Below are 19,823 nucleotides of genomic sequence, written 5' to 3'. Positions count from 1 at the left end.
GATCAGTTACGGAACGGGAACTTGAACGCTGCCAGCAGCGCCTTCGCTTCCGCGTCGGTCTTCGCAGTGGTGGTGATGGCGATATCCATACCGCGGATCGCGTCGACGGCGTCGAAGTCGATTTCCGGGAAGATGATCTGCTCCTTCACACCCATGTTGAAGTTGCCGCGGCCGTCGAAGGAACGACCGGAAACACCACGGAAGTCGCGCACGCGCGGCAGCGAGATGTTGATCAGGCGATCCAGGAACTCGTACATCTTGTGGCGACGCAGCGTGGTCTTGCAGCCGATCGGCCAACCATCGCGGATCTTGAACGACGCAACCGACACACGCGACTTGGTGACAACCGGCTTCTGGCCGGAAATCTTGGTCATGTCGCCGACGGCGTTTTCCAGGATCTTCTTGTTGGTGGCCGCTTCGCCGACACCCATGTTCAGGGTGACCTTGACCAGCTTCGGCACTTCCATCGGATTGGTGTAGCCGAACTGCTTCATCAGCGCCGGCACCACTTCGTCCTTGTAGAACTTTTCGAGACGGGAACTCATCTTCTCATTCCTCAGGCGTCGAGCGCCTCACCGCTGGAGCGGAACACACGCAGTTTGCGTCCATCCTCCAGCACCTTGAAGCCAACGCGTTCGCCCTTGCCCGAAGCCGGGTTCAGAACATTCACGTTGGAGATATGGATCGAAGCTTCGCGCTCGACCACGCCGCCGGCAACACCTGCCTGCGGGTTCGGCTTGGTGTGGCGCTTGACGATGTTCACGTTGGCGACGACCACACGGTCGCCGTCGACGCGGACGACTTCGCCCTGCTTGCCCTTGTCCTTGCCAGCGTTGACGACAACCTGGTCGCCCTTCTTGATACGGTTAGCCATGATTATCTCCTGTCGCTCACAGCACTTCGGGAGCGAGCGAGACGATCTTCATGAACTTCTCCGAACGAAGTTCACGGGTCACCGGCCCGAAGATACGGGTACCGATCGGCTCCTGCTTGCTGTTCAGCAGAACGGCAGCGTTGCCGTCGAAGCGGATCAGCGAGCCGTCGGCGCGACGCACACCCTTGCGGGTACGCACCACAACGGCGTCATACACTTCACCCTTCTTGACCTTGCCGCGCGGAATCGCATCCTTCACGGTGACCTTGATGATGTCGCCGATGCCGGCGTAACGGCGCTTGGAACCACCCAGCACCTTGAAGCACATCACCTGCTTGGCACCCGAATTGTCCGCGACGTCAAGGTAGCTCTGCATCTGGATCATGATTCAGCTCCTTATTCAGCCGCGCGCGTGATGACTTCCACCACGCGCCAGTTCTTGGTCTTGGACATCGGAGCAATCTCGGTCACGCGGACGACATCGCCTTCCTTGCAGGCGTTGTCGGCATCGTGGGCGTGCAGCTTCGTCGAGCGCTTGATGTACTTGCCGTACAGCGCGTGCTTGACCTGACGCTCAACCAGGACGGTAACCGTCTTGTCCATCTTGTTGCTGACGACACGGCCTTCGACCGTGCGCAGCGTCTTCTTTTCAGTATTGTCGCTCATAGCGGCCATCCTTACTTCGTGCTGCCGAGCAGGGTCTTGACGCGAGCAATCTCGCGACGGACCCGGCGAATGTCGTGGGTCTTCGGCAGCTGGCCGGTGACCTGCTGCATACGGACAGAGAACTGTTCCTTACGCAGGTCGATCAGGTGGGCCTTGAGTTCGTCAGCCGACTTTTCACGGAGAGTTTTGATATCCATCAGCGCACCGTACGGGTCACGAAAGTGGTGGTGACCGAGAGCTTGGCGGCGGCCAGGCGGAACGCCTCGCGAGCCACTTCCTCGGAAACACCCTCGATTTCATAGATCATGCGGCCGGGCTGGATCTGGGCCACCCAGTATTCCACGTTGCCCTTACCAGAACCCATTCGGACTTCGATGGGCTTCTTGGTGATGGGCTTGTCGGGGAACACGCGGATCCACATCTTGCCGCCGCGCTTGACGTAGCGGCTGATCGAGCGGCGGGCCGCTTCGATCTGACGCGCGGTCAGCTGACCGTGTGCGGTTGCCTTCAGGCCGTATTCGCCGAAGCTGACAGCGTTGGCGCTCCAGCTCAGGCCATCGTTACGGCCCTTGTGTACCTTGCGGTACTTGGTTCGCTTGGGTTGCAACATTGTCGTTACCTCGCTTCACGGGCCGGGCGCTGACGGTCACCACGGTCGCCGCGATCGTGACGATCGTTGCGCGACGGGGTGTCGTCCTGCTTTTCCTGGCCAACCTGGGAGAAATCGAAGACCTCGCCCTTGTAGATCCAGACCTTGATGCCGATGATGCCGTAGGTCGTCTTGGCTTCAGCGAAGCCATAGTCGATGTCGGCACGCAGGGTGTGCAGCGGCACGCGGCCTTCGCGGTACCACTCCGAACGGGCGATTTCTGCACCGTTGAGGCGGCCACCGACGTTGACCTTGATGCCCAGGGCACCCAGACGCATCGCGTTGCCGACCGAGCGCTTCATTGCACGGCGGAACATGATGCGACGCTCCAGCTGCTGGGCGATCGACTCGGCAACGAGCTGCGCGTCCAGTTCCGGCTTGCGCACTTCGGTGACGTTGATGTGCGCCGGGACGCCCATCATCTCGCTCACTTCCTTGCGCAGCTTCTCGATGTCCTCACCGCGCTTGCCGATCACCACGCCCGGACGGGCGGTGTGGATCGTCACGCGAGCGGTCTTGGCCGGACGCTCGATCAGGATCTTGCTGATGCCGGCCTGAGCCAGCTTCTTGCGCAGCATTTCGCGCACTTTCAGGTCGGCTGCCAGGTAACCAGCGAACTCGGCCTTGTTGGCGTACCACTTGGAGTTCCAGTCCTTGGAAATGCCGAGGCGGATACCAATCGGATGAACTTTATGACCCATGGTCTTTTCCTTATCCGCTTACTTGGCGGCGCCCACAACCACAGTGATGTGGCTGGTGCGCTTGAGGATGCGGGTACCGCGGCCTTTCGCCCGCGCCATGAAACGCTTCAGGGTCGGACCTTCATCAACCATGATGGTCTGAACCTTCAGCTCGTCGACGTCGGCGCCCTGGTTGTTCTCGGCGTTGGCAATTGCCGACTCCACCACCTTCTTGATCAGGTGGGCAGCCTTCTTGTCCGAGAACTTCAGCAGGTTGACCGCACGCTCGGCCGGCAGACCGCGCACCTGGTCAGCGACCAGACGAGCCTTCTGCGGGGAGATGCGCGCAGTGCGCAGGATGGCTTTCGCTTCCATTGTCATCTCTCCTTACTTGCCCGACTTCTTGTCACCACCGTGACCCTTGAAGGTCCGGGTGATGGCAAATTCGCCGAGCTTGTGGCCGACCATGTTCTCGTTGACGAGAACCGGGATGTGGTTCTTGCCGTTATGCACGGCAATGGTGACGCCTACCATGTCAGGCAGGATCATCGAACGGCGCGACCAGGTCTTGATCGGCTTCTTGCTGCCCGCAGCGGCCTCCACCTTCTTGACGAGGTGGTGATCGACGAACGGGCCCTTCTTGAGTGAACGTGCCATGGTCGATTAGCCCCTACGATCGCGGACGATGAACTGCTGAGTGCGCTTGTTATGGCGCGTCTTGTAACCCTTGGTCGGGACACCCCACGGGGTGACCGGATGCGGATTACCCTGGCCGGCCTTGGCCTCACCACCACCGTGCGGGTGGTCAACCGGGTTCATGGCAGCACCACGAACGGTCGGGCGGACGCCGCGCCAACGCTTGGCACCGGCCTTGCCCAGCTTTTCCAGGCTGTGCTCGTCGTTGCCGACTTCGCCGATGGTGGCGCAGCACTCGACCGGAACCTTACGCATTTCACCCGAGCGCAGGCGCAGGGTGGCGTAGATGCCTTCGCGAGCCACCAGCTGCACGGCCGCACCAGCGGCGCGAGCGATCTGAGCGCCCTTGCCCGGCTTCAGTTCGATGCAGTGGATGGTGGTGCCGACCGGGATGTTGCGCAGCGGCAGGGTGTTGCCAGCCTTGATCGGGGCATCCGAACCAGCGATCACCTGATCACCAGCCTTCAGGCCCTTCGGGGCGATGATGTAGCGACGCTCACCGTCGACGTAGCACAGCAGGGCGATGTGCGCGGTGCGGTTCGGATCGTATTCGATGCGTTCCACGCGCGCCGGGATGCCCAGCTTGTTGCGCTTGAAGTCGATGATGCGGTAGTGCTGCTTGGCACCACCACCGACGTGACGCACGGTGATGCGGCCATGGTGGTTACGACCACCCGAGCGGCTCTGCGACTCGACCAGCGCAGCGTGCGGAGCACCCTTGTGCAGGTCGGGAGTGACCACGCGCACGGCCGAACGGCGGCCGGGGGAAGTGGGCTTGAATTTCATCAATGGCATGGGATGTACCTCAGGCCTTGGCCGTTACATCGATCGACTGGCCATCGGCCAGGCGAACGTACGCCTTGCGCCAATCGCCGCGGCGGCCAGCACGGTTACGGAAGGACTTGTTCTTGCCCTTGACGTTGACCACGTTGACGGCTTCGACCTTGACGTCGAACAGCTGCTCAACCGCGGCCTTTACATCGGCCTTGGTGGCTTCGTTCGAAACTTCGAAGACATACTGGTTGGAGAGTTCCTGCAGGCGCGCGGTCTTTTCGGAGACACGCGGGGCACGCAGCACGCTGAAGATTTTTTCGTTGCTGTTCATGCCAGCCACTCCTCGACCTTCTTGACCGCGTCAGCGGTGATGACGACCGTGTCGGCACCCACCAGCGAGACCGGATCCAGACCCTGGACGTCACGCACCTGCACGTACGGCAGATTGCGGGCGGACAGGTACAGGTGCTCGGACGCTTCTTCGGTGACGATCAGCGGGCGCTTGCCCACTTCCAGGCCGGCCAGCTTGGCGATCAGACCCTTCGTGTTGGTCACTTCGACGTCGAAGGACTCCACGATGGTCAGACGGCCCTGACGGTTCAGCTCGGACAGGATCGCGCACATGGCGGCACGGTACTGCTTACGATTGACCTTCTGCTCGAAGCTGCGCGGCTTGGCCGCGAAGGTGACACCGCCGCCGACGAAGATCGGAGCCGTCAGTGCGCCATGACGCGCGCCGCCGCCCTTCTGCTTCTTCGACTTCTTGGTGGTACCAGCCACTTCGGAGCGAGTCTTCTGTGCCTTGGTGCCGGCGCGACCGGCGTTGCGGTAGGCAACGACGACCTGGTGGACCAGATCTTCGCTGAAATCGCGACCGAACACGGCGTCGGAGACCGAGACCTTGTTGTTGCTACCCGTGATAACGAGTTCCATCGTCATCTCTCCTTATGCCTTGCTCGCCGGACGGACGATCACGTCGCCACCCGCCGCGCCCGGAACGGCGCCGCGAACGGCGATCAGACCGCGCTCGACGTCGACCTTGACCACTTCCAGGTTCTGGGTGCTCTGCTGCACCGCGCCCATGTGGCCCGACATCTTCTTGCCCGGGAAAACGCGACCCGGGGTCTGGCGCTGACCCAGCGAACCCGGCGCGCGATGCGACAGCGAGTTACCGTGGGTTGCATCGCCCATACGGAAGTTGTGGCGCTTGATGGTGCCCTGGAAGCCCTTACCCTTGGTGACACCCTGGACGTCGACGATCTGGCCGACTTCGAAGATGTCCGCCTTGACTTCGCCGCCAACGGCGAACTCGCCGAGCTGCGCGTCTTCAACGCGGAATTCCCACAGGCCACGACCCGCTTCCACCTTCGCCTTGGCGAAGTGGCCGGCTTCCGGCTTGTTGACCAGGGCAGCGCGACGCGCGCCGACGGTCACCTGCACGGCGCTGTAGCCGTCGGTTTCGACGGTCTTGATCTGCGCGATGCGGTTCGGGGTTGCTTCGATCAGGGTCACCGGGATGGAGCGGCCATCTTCAGTGAACACGCGGCTCATGCCAGCCTTGCGGCCCACGAAGCCCAACGAATACTTCTTCGTCATGGTCGTAGTCCTCAGGTCAGCTTGATCTGAACGTCGACGCCGGCAGCCAGTTCGAGCTTCATCAGCGCGTCCACGGTCTTGTCATTCGGGTCAACGATATCGAGCACGCGCTTGTGCGTGCGGGTCTCGTACTGGTCACGCGCGTCCTTGTCGACGTGCGGGGAAACGAGAACGGTGTAACGCTCGATCTTGGTCGGCAGCGGGATCGGGCCACGCACTTGCGCGCCGGTCCGCTTTGCCGTTTCAACGATCTCGCTGGCCGAACGGTCGATCAGACGATGATCGAACGCTTTCAGCCGGATCCGGATCTTTTGGTCCGCCATGGCGGTAGGTTCCTTCGTTAAAAGAGCGACAGACAAAGCCTCTGGGTTGCTTTGTCCCATGAAATTCCTGAATACGGACGGCCCGCAGTCCTGCAGGCCGCCAAGGTCACTCCATAGACCTCAAAAACGTAGGCAGACCAGTTACCCGGCCTGCCCAGACGTAGAAGCATAATGGCACGCAAGGCAGCTGTCAACAGTCGCCTGTTGACGCCGCCTGAATGGCATTGACCCTTCCTGGTCCGGGGAACACAAGGCACATCCTGTGCCTGCTTTCCCATTTGATACGCCCCGATGCCCTACCCAGGCAACATCGGGGCGCTGATACTACCAGATTACTCGATGATCTTCGAGACCACGCCGGCGCCGACGGTACGGCCGCCTTCGCGGATGGCGAAGCGCAGACCTTCGTCCATGGCCACCGGGTTGATCAGGGTGACTTCCATCTTGACGTTGTCACCCGGCATCACCATTTCGACGCCTTCCGGCAGCTTGGCGGCGCCGGTGATGTCGGTGGTGCGGAAATAGAACTGCGGACGGTAGCCGTTGAAGAACGGGGTGTGGCGGCCGCCCTCGTCCTTCGACAGGACGTACACTTCGCCTTCGAACTTGGTGTGCGGCTTGATCGTGCCCGGCTTGGCCAGCACCTGGCCACGCTCGACGTCGTCACGCTTGGTGCCGCGCAGCAGCAGGCCAGCGTTGTCGCCTGCCTGACCCTGGTCCAGCAGCTTGCGGAACATTTCAACGCCGGTCACGGTGGTCTTCTGCACCGGACGGATGCCGACGATTTCGATTTCGTCGCCAACCTTGATCACGCCGCGCTCGATACGACCGGTCACCACGGTGCCGCGGCCCGAGATCGAGAACACGTCTTCCACCGGCATCAGGAACGGCTTGTCGATCGCACGCTCCGGCTCCGGAATCCAGCTGTCCAGCGCGTCGACCAGCTTCAGGATGGCCGGCACGCCGATGTCGCTCTGGTCGCCTTCCAGCGCCAGACGGGCCGAACCGGCGATGATCGGGGTGTCGTCGCCCGGGAACTCGTACTTGCTCAGCAGTTCGCGCACTTCCATCTCGACCAGCTCGAGCAGCTCGGCGTCGTCGACCATGTCGGCCTTGTTCAGGAACACGACGATGTACGGCACGCCGACCTGGCGCGACAGCAGGATGTGCTCACGGGTCTGCGGCATCGGGCCGTCAGCGGCCGAGCACACCAGGATCGCGCCGTCCATCTGGGCGGCACCGGTGATCATGTTCTTGACGTAGTCAGCGTGGCCCGGGCAGTCAACGTGGGCGTAGTGACGGATCGGGGATTCGTACTCGACGTGCGCGGTCGAGATCGTGATGCCACGCGCCTTTTCTTCCGGCGCGGCGTCGATCGAGGAGTAGTCCTTGAACTCGCCACCGAAGCGCTCGGCACCGATCTTGGTCAGTGCGGCGGTCAGCGTGGTCTTGCCGTGGTCGACGTGACCGATGGTGCCGACGTTGACGTGCGGCTTGGTGCGTTCGAACTTACCCTTTGCCATTGTTCTATACCTTGATTGTTCGTAAGTGGTTTCAAGAGAGGCTGAGCGAGGCTCAGCCCTTCTTCATGACGGCTTCGGCGATGTTGGTCGGAGCCGGCTCGTAGTGATCGAATTCCATGGTGAAGGTGGCGCGGCCCTGGGTCTGCGAACGCAGTGCAGTGGCGTAGCCGAACATTTCACCCAGCGGGATCATCGCGTTGATGATCGAAGCGGAGCCGTCACCGGTGGTGTCGGAACCCTGCAGCACGCCGCGACGACGGCTGACGTCGCCCATCACGTCACCCTGGTAATCCTCCGGGGTCACGATCTCGACCTTCATGATCGGCTCCAGCAGCACCGGCTTGGCCTTGGCGAAGCCCTGCTTGAAGGCCATCGACGAAGCCAGCTTGAACGCCATTTCCGAGGAGTCGACGTCGTGGTACGAACCGAACACCAGCTTCACCTTGACGTCCACGACCGGGAAGCCAGCCAGCGGGCCGCTGGTGATGGTTTCGCGCAGGCCCTTCTCGACCGACGGGATGAATTCCTTCGGGATCACGCCGCCGGTGATGTCGTTGATGAACAGGAAGTCGTCCTTGATCATCGGAGCGATCTTCGGATCGGCACGGTCGGCAGCAGTGATCGGCGACAGTTCGATCACGACGTGACCGTACTGACCCTTACCACCGGACTGCTTGGCGTGCTTGTAGTCCGACTTGACGTCAGCCAGGGTGATGGTTTCGCGGTAGGCCACCTGCGGCGCGCCGACGTTGGCTTCAACGTTGAACTCGCGCTTCAGGCGGTCAACGATGATGTCCAGGTGCAGCTCGCCCATGCCCGAGATGATGGTCTGGCCGGATTCTTCGTCGGTCTTGACGCGGAACGACGGATCTTCCTGCGCCAGACGGCCCAGGGCCAGGCCCATCTTTTCCTGGTCCGACTTGGTCTTCGGCTCGACGGCCATCGAGATCACCGGCTCCGGGAACGTCATGCGCTCCAGGATGATCGGGGCGTCCACGGCGCACAGGGTGTCACCGGTGGTGGTGTCCTTCAGGCCCACGGCAGCGGCGATGTCACCGGCCAGAACTTCCTTGATTTCCTCGCGGTTGTTCGAGTGCATCTGCAGGATGCGGCCGATGCGCTCCTTCTTGCCCTTCACCGAGTTCAGCACGGTGTCGCCACCGTTCAGGGTGCCCGAGTAGACACGGAAGAAGGTCAGCGCGCCGACGAACGGGTCGGTGATGATCTTGAAGGCCAGCGACGAGAACGGAGCCTTGTCGTCCGACTTGCGGGTCATTTCGACGGTGTCGTCGTCAACGTCCACGCCCTTCACGTCCGGCACGTCGACCGGCGACGGCAGCAGCTGGATCACGCCATCCAGCATGGCCTGCACGCCCTTGTTCTTGAAGGCCGAGCCGCAGTACATCGGCACGATCTCGGTGGCCAGGGTGCGGGTACGCAGGGCATTGATGATTTCAGCCTCGGCCAGCTCTTCGCCGCCCAGGTACTTTTCCATCAGCTCTTCGCTGGCTTCGGCAGCGGTCTCGACCATGAACTGGCGAGCCTCTTCAGCCGGGCCCTGCAGTTCGGCCGGGATGTCGCCGTATTCGAACTTCATGCCCTGCGAAGCTTCATCCCAGTGGATGGCCTTCATCTTCAGCAGGTCGACGACGCCCTTGAAGTTGTCTTCAGCGCCGATCGGCAGCTGCATCGGCACGGCAACCGCGCCCAGCTTGGCCTTCAGCTGGCCGACGACCTTCTGGAAGTTGGCACCGGTACGGTCCATCTTGTTGACGAACGCGATGCGCGGCACGTGGTACTTGTTGGCCTGGCGCCACACGGTTTCCGACTGCGGCTGCACGCCACCGACGGCGCACAGGACGAAGACGGCACCGTCGAGCACGCGCAGCGAGCGCTCCACTTCGATGGTGAAGTCGACGTGCCCGGGGGTGTCGATGATGTTGAAGCGGTGCTCCGGCAGGGACTTGTCCATGCCCTTCCAGAACGCGGTGGTGGCAGCGGACTGGATCGTGATGCCACGCTCCTGCTCCTGCTCCATCCAGTCCATGGTGGCGGCGCCGTCGTGCACTTCACCGATCTTGTGGCTCTTGCCGGTGTAGAACAGGATGCGCTCGGACGTGGTGGTCTTGCCGGCATCGATGTGAGCCATGATGCCGAAGTTACGGTAACGCTCGATGGGAGTGGAACGGGCCACGGGAGCCTCTCAGATTTCTTGGATTTCGGATGGCCGAACGCCGCCTTTCGGCGGCCTTCGGATTGGCGCAGTCCTTCTGGGACCGCGAGGCAGCACGCACCGAAGTGGTGCTGCCCTGCCTGTTTTACAAGGCCGTCAAACTCACCAGCGGTAGTGGGCGAATGCCTTGTTGGCTTCGGCCATGCGGTGGGTTTCTTCGCGCTTCTTGATGGCGCCGCCACGATTTTCCGAGGCGTCGATCAGTTCAGCAGCCAGCTTCTTCGGCATGGTGTTCTCACCACGCTTGCGCGCGGAGTCGATCAGCCAGCGCATGGCCAGGGCCATCTTGCGCGACGAACGCACTTCGACCGGCACCTGGTAGGTGGCACCACCGACGCGGCGCGACTTGACTTCGACCGCCGGAGCGACGTTGTCCAGAGCCTTCTGCACCAGTTCAATGGCGTTGGCGCTGCTGTTCTTCTCGGTGATCACGTCCATGGCGCCATACACGATCTTTTCGGCGACGGACTTCTTGCCGCTCTGCATGACCATGTTGATGAAGCGGGCGATGGTTTCGCTTCCGTGCTTCGGATCGGGCAGGACGGAACGCTGCGGAGTATTACCCTTACGCGACATAGTGCTCTCTCCTTATGCCTTCGGACGCTTGGCGCCGTACTTGGAACGGGCCTGGCGACGCTTGGCAACGCCGGCGGCGTCGAGCGAGCCACGAACGGTGTGGTAACGCACACCCGGCAGGTCCTTGACGCGACCGCCGCGGATCAGGACCACGGAGTGCTCCTGCAGGTTGTGGCCTTCACCACCGATGTAGGAAATCACTTCTTCCTGGTTGGTCAGGCGGACCTTGGCAACCTTGCGCAGAGCCGAGTTCGGCTTCTTCGGAGTGGTGGTGTAGACACGGGTGCAGACGCCACGGCGCTGCGGGCACTTGTCGAGCGCCGGCGAGGCACTCTTGTAGGTGGTCGCTTGCCGCGGCTTGCGGACCAGCTGGTTGATCGTCGCCATCAGTAGGTTCTTCTGATTGGTGGCCGGAAAATCCGACCAGAGATGCGGAAATGTTAAAGCAGGCCAAAATTCTGGCCTGCTGAGACAGACGATTGTAGCAACCTGCCAGGAAAGCAGTCAAACGCCTCCTGTCAAGCCCGTTCCTGATCCCGGAACGTTACTGGGGGGCCTCCATGTACCCCGTTCAGGTTGGCCGGGTCGATCGCGGACGATCTCCCCTGCCCTTTCCCAATCCCATCAATGGACCGATGGGGTGGTCCGGCCTAGCGGCCGGACCGGATACCTCATTCTTCGCCCGAGGCCTGTTCAGCTTCGGCTTCAACCACCGGTGCCTCGACCGCAGCCGGGGTGCCGGCCAGGGTCTGCATTTCCGACTCGGTGAGACCGGAAGCGCCGCGACGGCGGTTGCTGTGGTACGCCAGGCCGGTACCGGCCGGAATCAGGCGACCCACGATGACGTTTTCCTTCAGGCCACGCAGGTTGTCCGAGGTGCCGCGGACGGCCGCTTCGGTCAGCACGCGGGTGGTTTCCTGGAACGAAGCGGCCGAGATGAACGATTCGGTCGCCAGCGACGCCTTGGTGATACCCAGCAGGACCGGATCGAAGTGCGCCGGCAGCTCGTTGCGGGTCGACAGGCGCGCATTCTCCTCGATAACGCGCTGACGCTCCACCTGTTCGCCGTTCAGGAACTTGCTGCTGCCCTGGTCGGTGATCTCGACCTTGCGCAGCATCTGGCGGGTGATCACCTCGATGTGCTTGTCGTTGATCTTCACGCCCTGCAGGCGGTACACGTCCTGGATTTCCTTCACCAGGTAGGCCGCCAGCGGTTCGACACCCAGCAGACGCAGGATGTCCTGCGGGCTCGGCTCGCCGTCCACGATGGTTTCACCCTTGGTGACATGCTCGCCTTCGAACACGATGACCTGGCGGTACTTCGGGATCAGCTCTTCGTGCTCCGAACCATCGGTGTCCTTGATGATCAGGCGCTGCTTGCCCTTGGTGTCCTTGCCGAAGCTGATGATGCCCGAACGCTCGGCCAGCACCGCCGGATCCTTCGGCTTGCGCGCTTCGAACAGATCGGCCACGCGCGGCAGACCACCGGTGATGTCGCGGGTCTTCGACGCTTCCTGCGGGATCTTGGCGACCACGTCACCCACGCCGACGGCAGCGCCGTCCTGCAGGTTGACGATCGAGCGCGGCGGCAGCAGGTACTGCGCCGGCAGGTCGGTGCCCGGGATCGACAGGTCGTTGCCCTTGGCGTCGACGATGCGCACGATCGGGCGCAGGTCCTTGGCCTGGGTACCACGACGCTTCGGATCGGTGATTTCGCGCGACGCCAGGCCGGTCAGCTCGTCGGTCTTCTCGATGACGGTGATGCCGTCGACGAAGTCGATGAAGCGGATGAAACCGGCCACTTCCGACACGATCGGGTGGTTATGCGGATCCCAGTTGGCCACGGTCTGGCCAGCCTTGATCGCATCACCGTCCTTGGACGTGATGGTCGCACCGTACGGCAGCTTGTAGCGCTCACGCTCACGGCCGTGGGCATCGAGCACCGAGATTTCGCCCGAGCGCGACACTGCCACCAGCGAGCCGTTGGCATGCTCGACGGACTTGAGGTTGCTGAACTTGACCGAGCCGGTGGTCTTGACGGTGATGTTGTCGACCGCAGCAGCTCGCGACGCCGCACCACCGATGTGGAACGTACGCATGGTCAGCTGGGTACCCGGCTCACCGATGGACTGGGCGGCGATGACGCCGACCGCTTCACCGATGTTGACCAGGTGGCCACGGGCCAGGTCGCGGCCGTAGCAGCGCGAGCAGACACCGAAGGCCGATTCGCAGGAGATGGTCGAGCGGACCTTGATGGTCTGCACGCCGGCATCTTCCAGCTTGGCAACCCAGGCTTCGTCCAGCAGGGTGTTGCGGGTGACGATCGGATCTTCGTCGTTGCCCGGCAGGAACACGTCCTCGGCAACCACGCGACCCAGCACGCGGTCCTTCAGCGGCTCGACCACGTCGCCGCCTTCCACGATCGGGGTCATGATCAGGCCTTCGGTGGTACCGCAATCCACCTCGGTGATCACCACGTCCTGTGCCACGTCGACCAGACGACGGGTCAGGTAACCCGAGTTCGCGGTCTTCAGCGCGGTATCGGCCAGACCCTTACGGGCACCGTGGGTGGAGTTGAAGTACTCCTGCACGTTCAGGCCTTCGCGGAAGTTCGCCTTGATGGGCGTCTCGATGATCGAGCCGTCCGGGCGGGCCATCAGGCCACGCATGCCGGCCAGCTGACGGATCTGCGCCTGCGAACCACGCGCACCGGAGTCGGCCATGATGTACAGCGAGTTCATCGACTTCTGGTCGATGGTCTCACCCTTGGCATTGACCACCTTCTCGGTACCGATGGTGTCCATCATCGCCTTGGCGATGCGCTCGTTGGTGCGCGACCAGATGTCGACCACCTTGTTGTAGCGCTCGCCGGCGGTGACCAGGCCCGACTGGTACTGCTCCTGGATTTCCAGCACTTCAGCTTCGGCCTCGGTGAGGATGCCCTTCTTCTCGTCCGGGATCAGCATGTCGTCGATGCCGATGGAGACGCCGGCGCGGGTCGCGTAGGCGAAGCCGGTGTACATCAGCTTGTCGGCGAACACGACCGTGTCCTTCAGGCCCAGCTGGCGGTAGCTGGAGTTGATCAGGCGGCTGATGTTCTTCTTGGTCAGCTCGGTGTTGGCCAGCGCGAACGGCAGGCCTTCCGGCAGGATTTCAGCCAGCAGGGCGCGACCGATCGTGGTGTCCACGATCGAGGTCTTGTTCTGCTTCACACCGTCTTCGTCGGTCACCACCTCGGTGATGCGGACCTTGACGCGCGCGTGCAGTTCCACCACGCGGTTGTCGTAGGCACGCTTCACTTCAGCGATGTTGGCGAAGGCCATGCCCTCGCCCTTCTTGTTTTCCAGCGACCGGGTCATGTAGTACAGACCCAGCACGACGTCCTGCGACGGCACGATGATCGGCTCGCCGTTGGCCGGCGACAGGATGTTGTTGGTCGACATCATCAGCGCACGCGCTTCCAGCTGGGCTTCCAGCGAGAGCGGCACGTGGACGGCCATCTGGTCACCGTCGAAGTCGGCGTTGAACGCGGTGCAGACCAGCGGGTGCAGCTGGATGGCCTTACCTTCGATCAGCACCGGCTCGAACGCCTGGATGCCCAGACGGTGCAGGGTCGGCGCACGGTTCAGCATCACCGGATGCTCGCGGATGACCTCTTCCAGGATGTCCCAGACTTCGGCTTCTTCGCGCTCGACCAGCTTCTTGGCGGCCTTGATGGTGGTGGCCAGGCCACGACGCTGCAGCTTGGCGAAGACGAACGGCTTGAACAGCTCAAGCGCCATCTTCTTCGGCAGGCCGCACTGGTGCAGGCGCAGGTACGGACCGACCACGATGACCGAACGGCCCGAGTAGTCGACGCGCTTGCCCAGCAGGTTCTGGCGGAAGCGGCCCTGCTTGCCCTTGATCATGTCGGCCAGCGACTTCAGCGGGCGCTTGTTGGTGCCGGTGATGGCACGGCCACGACGGCCGTTGTCCAGCAGCGCATCGACCGATTCCTGCAGCATGCGCTTTTCATTGCGCACGATGATGTCCGGCGCGCTCAGTTCGAGCAGGCGGCGCAGGCGGTTGTTACGGTTGATGACACGGCGGTACAGGTCGTTCAGGTCGGAGGTCGCGAAGCGGCCACCATCCAGCGGGACCAGCGGACGCAGGTCCGGCGGCAGCACCGGCAGCACGGTCATGACCATCCATTCCGGACGGTTGCCCGACTCCAGGAAGGCTTCGATCAGCTTGATGCGCTTGGTGAGGCGCTTGAGCTTGGTTTCCGAACCGGTAGCGGCGATTTCCTCGCGCAGGCGGGTCATTTCCGACTGCAGGTCGATCGTGCGCAGCAGTTCGTACACGGCCTCGGCGCCCATCGCGGCGTCGAAGTCGTCACCGTGCTCCTGGCGGGCCTGCAGGTACTGTTCTTCGGTCAGCAGCTGGCGGCGCTCCAGGGCGGTCAGGCCCGGCTCGGTCACCACGTAGGCTTCGAAGTACAGCACGCGCTCGATGTCGCGCAGGGTCATGTCCAGCATCAGGCCGATGCGCGACGGCAGCGACTTCAGGAACCAGATGTGCGCGACCGGCGAAGCCAGGTCGATATGGCCCATGCGCTCGCGACGCACCTTGGCCAGGGTCACTTCGGTGCCGCACTTTTCGCAGACCACGCCGCGGTGCTTCATGCGCTTGTACTTGCCGCACAGGCACTCGTAGTCCTTCACCGGGCCGAAGATGGCGGCGCAGAACAGGCCGTCGCGTTCCGGCTTGAAGGTACGGTAGTTGATGGTTTCCGGCTTCTTCACTTCGCCGAAGGACCACGAACGGATCAGGTCCGGCGAGGCCAGCGCGATCTTGATCGCGTCGAAGTCCAGCGTCTGGCGCTGCTGGTTGAAGAGGTTGAGCAGGTCTTTCATGGTGTTCTCCAGAAGGAGGAATGCTGTGTCGATGGGCTTTCAGTTGACTGCCAGCGGCGCGGCGGCAGAGGCCGCAGCGCCGGCATGGATCAGTTGTCTTCCAGTTCCATGTTGATGGCCAGCGAGCGGATTTCCTTCACGAGCACGTTGAAGGATTCCGGCATGCCCGCGACCATCTCGTGCTCACCGTCGACGATGTTCTTGTACATCTGGTTGCGGCCCTGCACGTCATCGGACTTCACCGTCAGCATTTCCTGCAGGGTGTAGGCCGCGCCGTAGGCTTCCAGCGCCCAGACTTCCATTTCACCGAAGCGCTGGCCGCCGAACTGCGCCTTGCCGCCCAGCGGCTGCTGGGTGACGAGCGAGTACGGACCGGTCGAACGAGCGTGCATCTTGTCGTCGACCAGGTGGTTCAGCTTCAGGTAGTGCATGTAACCCACGGTGGTGTGGCGATCGAACGCTTCACCGGTGCGGCCGTCGTACAGCTGGGTCTGGCCACTGCTCGGCAGGTCGGCCAGTTCCAGCATGCGCTTGATTTCCGCTTCGGTGGCGCCGTCGAACACCGGGGTGGCCATCGGCACGCCGTCGGTGAGGTTACGGGCCAGACGCAGCAGTTCCTCGTCGCTGAACTGCGACAGGTCGACACGGTTGGCCACGTTGGTGTCGTCGTGGTTGTAGATGTCGTCCAGGAACTTGCGCAGGTCGGCAACCGCCGCCTGGGCTTCCATCATCGCCTGGATCTTGCGGCCCAGGCCCTTGGCAGCCCAGCCCAGATGCACTTCCAGGATCTGGCCGATGTTCATACGCGACGGCACGCCCAGCGGGTTCAGCACGATGTCCACGGTTTCGCCCGAGGCCATGTACGGCATGTCCTCGACCGGCACCACGTTGGAGACCACACCCTTGTTGCCGTGGCGGCCTGCCATCTTGTCGCCCGGCTGGATGCGGCGCTTCACGGCCAGGAACACCTTGACCATCTTCAGCACGCCCGGGGCGAGGTCGTCACCGGCGGTGATCTTGCCGCGCTTGTCGGCGAAGCGACGCTCGAATTCCTTCTCGTGCGCCTGGATCTGCTTCTGGGCGCGCTCGATGGCTTCCGAAGCGTCCTCGTCCTTCATGCGCAGGGCGAACCAGTCAGCCTTCTTCAGGCCGTCCAGGAACGCGTCGCTGATGACGTCGCCCTTCTTCAGGCCAGCGCCACCGTTGACCACCTTGCCCACGATCTGCGAACGCAGACGCATGTAGATGGCGGCTTCCAGGATGCGGAACTGGTCGTCGAAGTCCTTCTTGACGCGCTTGATTTCAGACTCTTCGATCTGGCGGGCGCGCTTGTCCTTCTCGATGCCGTCGCGGGTGAAGACCTGCACGTCGATGACGGTGCCGTCCATGCCCGGCGGAACGCGCAGCGAGCTGTCCTTCACGTCCGAAGCCTTCTCGCCGAAGATCGCGCGCAGCAGCTTTTCTTCCGGGGTCAGCTGGCTTTCGCCCTTCGGGGTGACCTTGCCGACCATGATGTCGCCGGCGCGGACTTCCGCACCGATGTACACCACGCCGCTCTCGTCCAGGCGGTTCAGCGCCTGCTCGGAGACGTTCGGGATGTCGGCGGAGATTTCCTCCGGCCCCAGCTTGGTGTCACGCGCGACGCAGGTCAGCTCTTCGATGTGGATCGTGGTGTAACGATCCTCTTCCACCACGCGCTCGGAGAGCAGGATGGAGTCTTCGAAGTTGTAGCCGTTCCACGGCATGAACGCGATCAGCATGTTCTGGCCCAGGGCCAGTTCGCCGATGTCGGTGGACGGACCGTCGGCCAGCACGTCGCCGCGGGCGATGACGTCACCCACCTGGACCAGCGGACGCTGGTTGATGCAGGTGTTCTGGTTCGAACGGGTGTACTTGACCAGGTTGTAGATGTCCACGCCTGCATCGGTAGCGCCAACGATCTCTTCCTCGTTGACCTTGACCACGATGCGGGCCGCGTCGATCTGCACGATCTCGCCACCACGGCGGGCGTTCACGGTCACACCGGAGTCACGCGCCACGGCGCGCTCGATGCCGGTACCGACCAGCGGCTTCTGCGCACGCAGGGTCGGCACCGCCTGACGCTGCATGTTGGCGCCCATCAGTGCGCGGTTGGCGTCATCGTGCTCCAGGAACGGAACCAGCGCGGCCGCGATCGACACGGTCTGCATCGGCGAGACGTCCATGAAGTGGACTTCCGCCGGCGGCTTCAGCAGCGATTCGCCCTGGAAGCGGCACGGAACGAACTGCTCGGTCAGGGTGCCCTTGGCGTCGGTCAGCGCGTTGGCCTGCGCAATGACGTACTCGTTTTCTTCGATCGCCGACAGGAACTCGACTTCGTCATAGACCTTGCCGTCCACGACCTTGCGGTACGGAGTCTCGAGGAAACCATACTGGTTGGTGCGGGCGTACACGGCCAGCGAATTGATCAGGCCGATGTTCGGGCCTTCCGGGGTTTCGATGGTGCAGACGCGGCCGTAATGGGTCGGGTGCACGTCGCGCACTTCGAAGCCGGCGCGCTCACGGGTCAGGCCGCCCGGGCCCAGGGCCGAGACGCGACGCTTGTGGGTCACTTCCGACAGCGGGTTGTTCTGGTCCATGAACTGCGACAGCTGCGAGGAGCCGAAGAACTCCTTGATGGCAGCGGCAACCGGCTTGGCGTTGATCAGCTCCTGCGGGGTCAGGCCTTCCGACTCGGCCATCGACAGGCGCTCCTTGACCGCGCGCTCGACGCGGACCAGGCCCACGCGGAACACGTTCTCGGCCATTTCGCCGACCGAACGCACGCGACGGTTGCCCAGGTGATCGATGTCATCGACCACGCCGCGACCGTTGCGGATCTCGGTCAGGACCTTGATCACGTCCAGGATGTCGGAGCTGTCGCCATGGGCGGCAACCAGGCGCTTGGACTCTTCGTCGTTGCGCTCACCGTAGTACTTGCGGTCGTACAGCACGGCTTCGCCGGTGGTTTCCTTGCGGCCCACGCGACGGTTGAACTTCATGCGGCCGACCGCGGACAGGTCGTAGCGCTCGAAGGTGAAGAACAGGTTGTGGAACAGGTTCTGCGCGGCATCCTTGGTCGGCGGCTCGCCCGGACGCATCATGCGGTAGATCTCGACCAGGGCTTCCAGCTGGGTCTTGGTCGGGTCGATGCGCAGGGTGTTGGACAGGTACGGGCCACGATCCAGATCGTTCACCCACAGGGTGCCCACGGCATCCACACCGGCCTTGCGGAAGGCCTGCAGCTGCTCGTCGGTGATCTCGTCATTGGCCTGGGCCAGCAGTTCGCCGGTCGAAGCATCGACCACGTCGTGCGACAGGATGCGGCCGACGATGTAGTCGTCCGGCACGGCCAGGGCGGCGATGCCCGAGGCTTCCAGCTGCTTGATGTGACGCGCGGTGATGCGCTTGCCGGCTTCCACGATGACCTTGTCGCCGTCGGCGAGGTCGAAGCCCAGGGTTTCGCCACGCAGGCGCTCCGGCACCAGCTCCAGCTGGACGCCTTCATCCGGGTTGATGTGGAAGGTGTTGATCTCGAAGAACTCGGCCAGCATCTCTTCGTTGCTGTAGCCGAGCGCGCGCAGCAGGATCGACACCGGCAGCTTGCGGCGACGGTCGATACGGGTGAACAGCGCATCCTTCGGGTCGAACTCGAAGTCCAGCCAGGAGCCGCGGTAAGGAATGATGCGGGCGCTGTACAGCAGCTTGCCCGAGCTGTGGGTCTTGCCACGGTCGTGGTCGAAGAACACGCCCGGCGAACGGTGCAGCTGCGAGACGATGACGCGCTCGGTGCCGTTGACGATGAAGGTGCCGTTCTCGGTCATCAGCGGGATTTCGCCCAGATAGACCTCCTGCTCCTTCACGTACTTGATGGCCTTGGTCGACGACTCACGGTCGTAGATCACCAGGCGCACGGTCACGCGCAGCGGCGCGCCGTAGCTCATGCCACGCTGGCGGCACTCACGCTCGTCGAAGACCGGTTCGCCCAGCTTGTAGCCGACGTATTCCAGGGCAGCATTGCCGCTGTAGCTGGCGATCGGGAAGACCGACTTCAGCGCAGCGTGCAGGCCGTGGTCCGTGCGCTTGGCCGGATCGACGTTTTCCTGCAGGAATTCACGATAGGAATCCACCTGGATGGCGAGCAGGAACGGCACTTCGAGAATCGAGCGCTGCTTGCCGAAATCCTTGCGGATACGCTTTTTTTCGGTGAACGAATAGGACGTCATGAGGTCTTCCACCTTGTTGTGCGGATCGTGCGCCCACGATCCGAAGGGAACTTGAAATTGTCAGTTGGAAGTCGCTGGTATTGCCGGCACCAGC

General features: G+C 62.9%; 20 protein-coding genes. All 20 read right to left on the bottom strand.

What is annotated here, in order from left to right; genetic code table 11:
* Nucleotides 1–2: 2 nt before the first annotated feature.
* The gene (rplE, locus tag N7573_RS11520) at nucleotides 3–545 is read right to left on the bottom strand and encodes a 50S ribosomal protein L5 (protein WP_004154491.1); all 543 of its coding nucleotides are present in this window, start codon (nucleotides 543–545) and stop codon (nucleotides 3–5) included.
* 11 nt (nucleotides 546–556) lie between these two features.
* Entirely contained in the window at nucleotides 557–874 is a 318-nt protein-coding gene (gene rplX / locus N7573_RS11515; RefSeq protein WP_004154490.1) for a 50S ribosomal protein L24, read from the bottom strand.
* 16 nt (nucleotides 875–890) lie between these two features.
* A complete protein-coding gene (rplN, locus tag N7573_RS11510; protein WP_004145357.1) occupies nucleotides 891–1,259 on the bottom strand; it encodes a 50S ribosomal protein L14 in 369 nt (122 codons plus the stop codon).
* An 11-nt stretch (nucleotides 1,260–1,270) separates the two neighbouring features.
* Entirely contained in the window at nucleotides 1,271–1,540 is a 270-nt protein-coding gene (rpsQ, locus tag N7573_RS11505) for a 30S ribosomal protein S17 (RefSeq protein WP_004154489.1), read from the bottom strand.
* 11 nt (nucleotides 1,541–1,551) lie between these two features.
* Complete coding sequence (gene rpmC / locus N7573_RS11500; protein WP_004154487.1) at nucleotides 1,552–1,737, bottom strand: 50S ribosomal protein L29; 186 nt, start codon at nucleotides 1,735–1,737, stop codon at nucleotides 1,552–1,554.
* On the bottom strand, nucleotides 1,737–2,150 hold the full coding sequence (gene rplP, locus N7573_RS11495; protein ID WP_004154486.1) for a 50S ribosomal protein L16: 414 nt from the start codon (nucleotides 2,148–2,150) through the stop codon (nucleotides 1,737–1,739). The genes rpmC and rplP overlap by 1 nt, the downstream gene beginning before the upstream one ends.
* 5 nt (nucleotides 2,151–2,155) lie before the next feature.
* A complete protein-coding gene (gene rpsC, locus N7573_RS11490; RefSeq protein WP_004145350.1) occupies nucleotides 2,156–2,890 on the bottom strand; it encodes a 30S ribosomal protein S3 in 735 nt (244 codons plus the stop codon).
* An 18-nt stretch (nucleotides 2,891–2,908) separates the two neighbouring features.
* Nucleotides 2,909–3,244, bottom strand: a complete 336-nt coding sequence (gene rplV, locus N7573_RS11485; protein ID WP_004145348.1) for a 50S ribosomal protein L22 — start codon at nucleotides 3,242–3,244, stop codon at nucleotides 2,909–2,911.
* 12 nt (nucleotides 3,245–3,256) lie between these two features.
* Entirely contained in the window at nucleotides 3,257–3,526 is a 270-nt protein-coding gene (rpsS, locus tag N7573_RS11480) for a 30S ribosomal protein S19 (RefSeq protein ID WP_004154485.1), read from the bottom strand.
* A gap of 6 nt (nucleotides 3,527–3,532) precedes the next feature.
* Nucleotides 3,533–4,360 (bottom strand): 50S ribosomal protein L2, encoded by an 828-nt coding sequence (gene rplB, locus N7573_RS11475; RefSeq protein WP_004145339.1) that lies wholly within the window; start codon nucleotides 4,358–4,360, stop codon nucleotides 3,533–3,535.
* A 10-nt stretch (nucleotides 4,361–4,370) separates the two neighbouring features.
* Complete coding sequence (gene rplW / locus N7573_RS11470; protein WP_004145338.1) at nucleotides 4,371–4,670, bottom strand: 50S ribosomal protein L23; 300 nt, start codon at nucleotides 4,668–4,670, stop codon at nucleotides 4,371–4,373.
* Entirely contained in the window at nucleotides 4,667–5,272 is a 606-nt protein-coding gene (rplD, locus tag N7573_RS11465) for a 50S ribosomal protein L4 (RefSeq protein WP_004145337.1), read from the bottom strand. The genes rplW and rplD overlap by 4 nt, the downstream gene beginning before the upstream one ends.
* A 12-nt stretch (nucleotides 5,273–5,284) precedes the next feature.
* Entirely contained in the window at nucleotides 5,285–5,935 is a 651-nt protein-coding gene (gene rplC, locus N7573_RS11460) for a 50S ribosomal protein L3 (RefSeq protein WP_279913265.1), read from the bottom strand.
* Nucleotides 5,936–5,946: 11 nt separating this feature from the next.
* Nucleotides 5,947–6,258, bottom strand: a complete 312-nt coding sequence (rpsJ, locus tag N7573_RS11455; protein WP_005408208.1) for a 30S ribosomal protein S10 — start codon at nucleotides 6,256–6,258, stop codon at nucleotides 5,947–5,949.
* 332 nt (nucleotides 6,259–6,590) lie between these two features.
* A complete protein-coding gene (gene tuf / locus N7573_RS11450; RefSeq protein ID WP_049416993.1) occupies nucleotides 6,591–7,781 on the bottom strand; it encodes an elongation factor Tu in 1,191 nt (396 codons plus the stop codon).
* A gap of 52 nt (nucleotides 7,782–7,833) precedes the next feature.
* Entirely contained in the window at nucleotides 7,834–9,975 is a 2,142-nt protein-coding gene (gene fusA / locus N7573_RS11445) for an elongation factor G (protein WP_049422946.1), read from the bottom strand.
* A gap of 141 nt (nucleotides 9,976–10,116) precedes the next feature.
* Nucleotides 10,117–10,590 (bottom strand): 30S ribosomal protein S7, encoded by a 474-nt coding sequence (rpsG, locus tag N7573_RS11440; protein ID WP_004145321.1) that lies wholly within the window; start codon nucleotides 10,588–10,590, stop codon nucleotides 10,117–10,119.
* 12 nt (nucleotides 10,591–10,602) lie between these two features.
* Nucleotides 10,603–10,977: a 30S ribosomal protein S12 gene (gene rpsL / locus N7573_RS11435; protein WP_004145320.1), complete on the bottom strand. Its 375-nt coding sequence runs from the start codon at nucleotides 10,975–10,977 to the stop codon at nucleotides 10,603–10,605.
* A gap of 284 nt (nucleotides 10,978–11,261) precedes the next feature.
* A complete protein-coding gene (gene rpoC / locus N7573_RS11430) occupies nucleotides 11,262–15,485 on the bottom strand; it encodes a DNA-directed RNA polymerase subunit beta' (protein ID WP_094002411.1) in 4,224 nt (1,407 codons plus the stop codon).
* Between the two features lie 89 nt (nucleotides 15,486–15,574).
* Nucleotides 15,575–19,729 carry a DNA-directed RNA polymerase subunit beta gene (gene rpoB / locus N7573_RS11425; protein WP_279943158.1) on the bottom strand — a complete coding sequence of 1,385 codons (4,155 nt, stop codon included), beginning with the start codon at nucleotides 19,727–19,729 and terminating at the stop codon, nucleotides 15,575–15,577.
* Nucleotides 19,730–19,823 lie beyond the last annotated feature (94 nt).

It is taken from the genome of Stenotrophomonas sp. GD04054 (assembly GCF_029836955.1).
GTDB classification, from domain to species: Bacteria; Pseudomonadota; Gammaproteobacteria; order Xanthomonadales; family Xanthomonadaceae; genus Stenotrophomonas; species Stenotrophomonas maltophilia_A.
The sequence above is the reverse complement of the archived record's forward strand: the minus strand, read 5'-3'. Positions and strand labels throughout refer to the sequence as shown.

Excerpts from the sequence above, each read along its gene's own strand:
- rplW (WP_004145338.1), bottom strand. The coding sequence starts at position 4,670 with ATGAACAGCAACGAAAAAATCTTCAGCGTGCTGCGTGCCCCGCGTGTC.
- rpsQ (WP_004154489.1), bottom strand. The coding sequence starts at position 1,540 with ATGAGCGACAATACTGAAAAGAAGACGCTGCGCACGGTCGAAGGCCGT.
- rpmC (WP_004154487.1), bottom strand. The coding sequence starts at position 1,737 with ATGGATATCAAAACTCTCCGTGAAAAGTCGGCTGACGAACTCAAGGCC.
- rplV (WP_004145348.1), bottom strand. The coding sequence starts at position 3,244 with ATGGAAGCGAAAGCCATCCTGCGCACTGCGCGCATCTCCCCGCAGAAG.
- rplX (WP_004154490.1), bottom strand. The coding sequence starts at position 874 with ATGGCTAACCGTATCAAGAAGGGCGACCAGGTTGTCGTCAACGCTGGC.
- rplC (WP_279913265.1), bottom strand. The coding sequence starts at position 5,935 with ATGACGAAGAAGTATTCGTTGGGCTTCGTGGGCCGCAAGGCTGGCATG.
- rpsS (WP_004154485.1), bottom strand. The coding sequence starts at position 3,526 with ATGGCACGTTCACTCAAGAAGGGCCCGTTCGTCGATCACCACCTCGTC.
- rplB (WP_004145339.1), bottom strand. The coding sequence starts at position 4,360 with ATGCCATTGATGAAATTCAAGCCCACTTCCCCCGGCCGCCGTTCGGCC.
- tuf (WP_049416993.1), bottom strand. The coding sequence starts at position 7,781 with ATGGCAAAGGGTAAGTTCGAACGCACCAAGCCGCACGTCAACGTCGGC.
- rpsC (WP_004145350.1), bottom strand. The coding sequence starts at position 2,890 with ATGGGTCATAAAGTTCATCCGATTGGTATCCGCCTCGGCATTTCCAAG.
- rplE (WP_004154491.1), bottom strand. The coding sequence starts at position 545 with ATGAGTTCCCGTCTCGAAAAGTTCTACAAGGACGAAGTGGTGCCGGCG.
- rpsJ (WP_005408208.1), bottom strand. The coding sequence starts at position 6,258 with ATGGCGGACCAAAAGATCCGGATCCGGCTGAAAGCGTTCGATCATCGT.
- rpsG (WP_004145321.1), bottom strand. The coding sequence starts at position 10,590 with ATGTCGCGTAAGGGTAATACTCCGCAGCGTTCCGTCCTGCCCGATCCG.
- rplP (WP_004154486.1), bottom strand. The coding sequence starts at position 2,150 with ATGTTGCAACCCAAGCGAACCAAGTACCGCAAGGTACACAAGGGCCGT.
- rplD (WP_004145337.1), bottom strand. The coding sequence starts at position 5,272 with ATGGAACTCGTTATCACGGGTAGCAACAACAAGGTCTCGGTCTCCGAC.
- rplN (WP_004145357.1), bottom strand. The coding sequence starts at position 1,259 with ATGATCCAGATGCAGAGCTACCTTGACGTCGCGGACAATTCGGGTGCC.
- rpoC (WP_094002411.1), bottom strand. The coding sequence starts at position 15,485 with ATGAAAGACCTGCTCAACCTCTTCAACCAGCAGCGCCAGACGCTGGAC.
- rpsL (WP_004145320.1), bottom strand. The coding sequence starts at position 10,977 with ATGGCGACGATCAACCAGCTGGTCCGCAAGCCGCGGCAAGCGACCACC.
- rpoB (WP_279943158.1), bottom strand. The coding sequence starts at position 19,729 with ATGACGTCCTATTCGTTCACCGAAAAAAAGCGTATCCGCAAGGATTTC.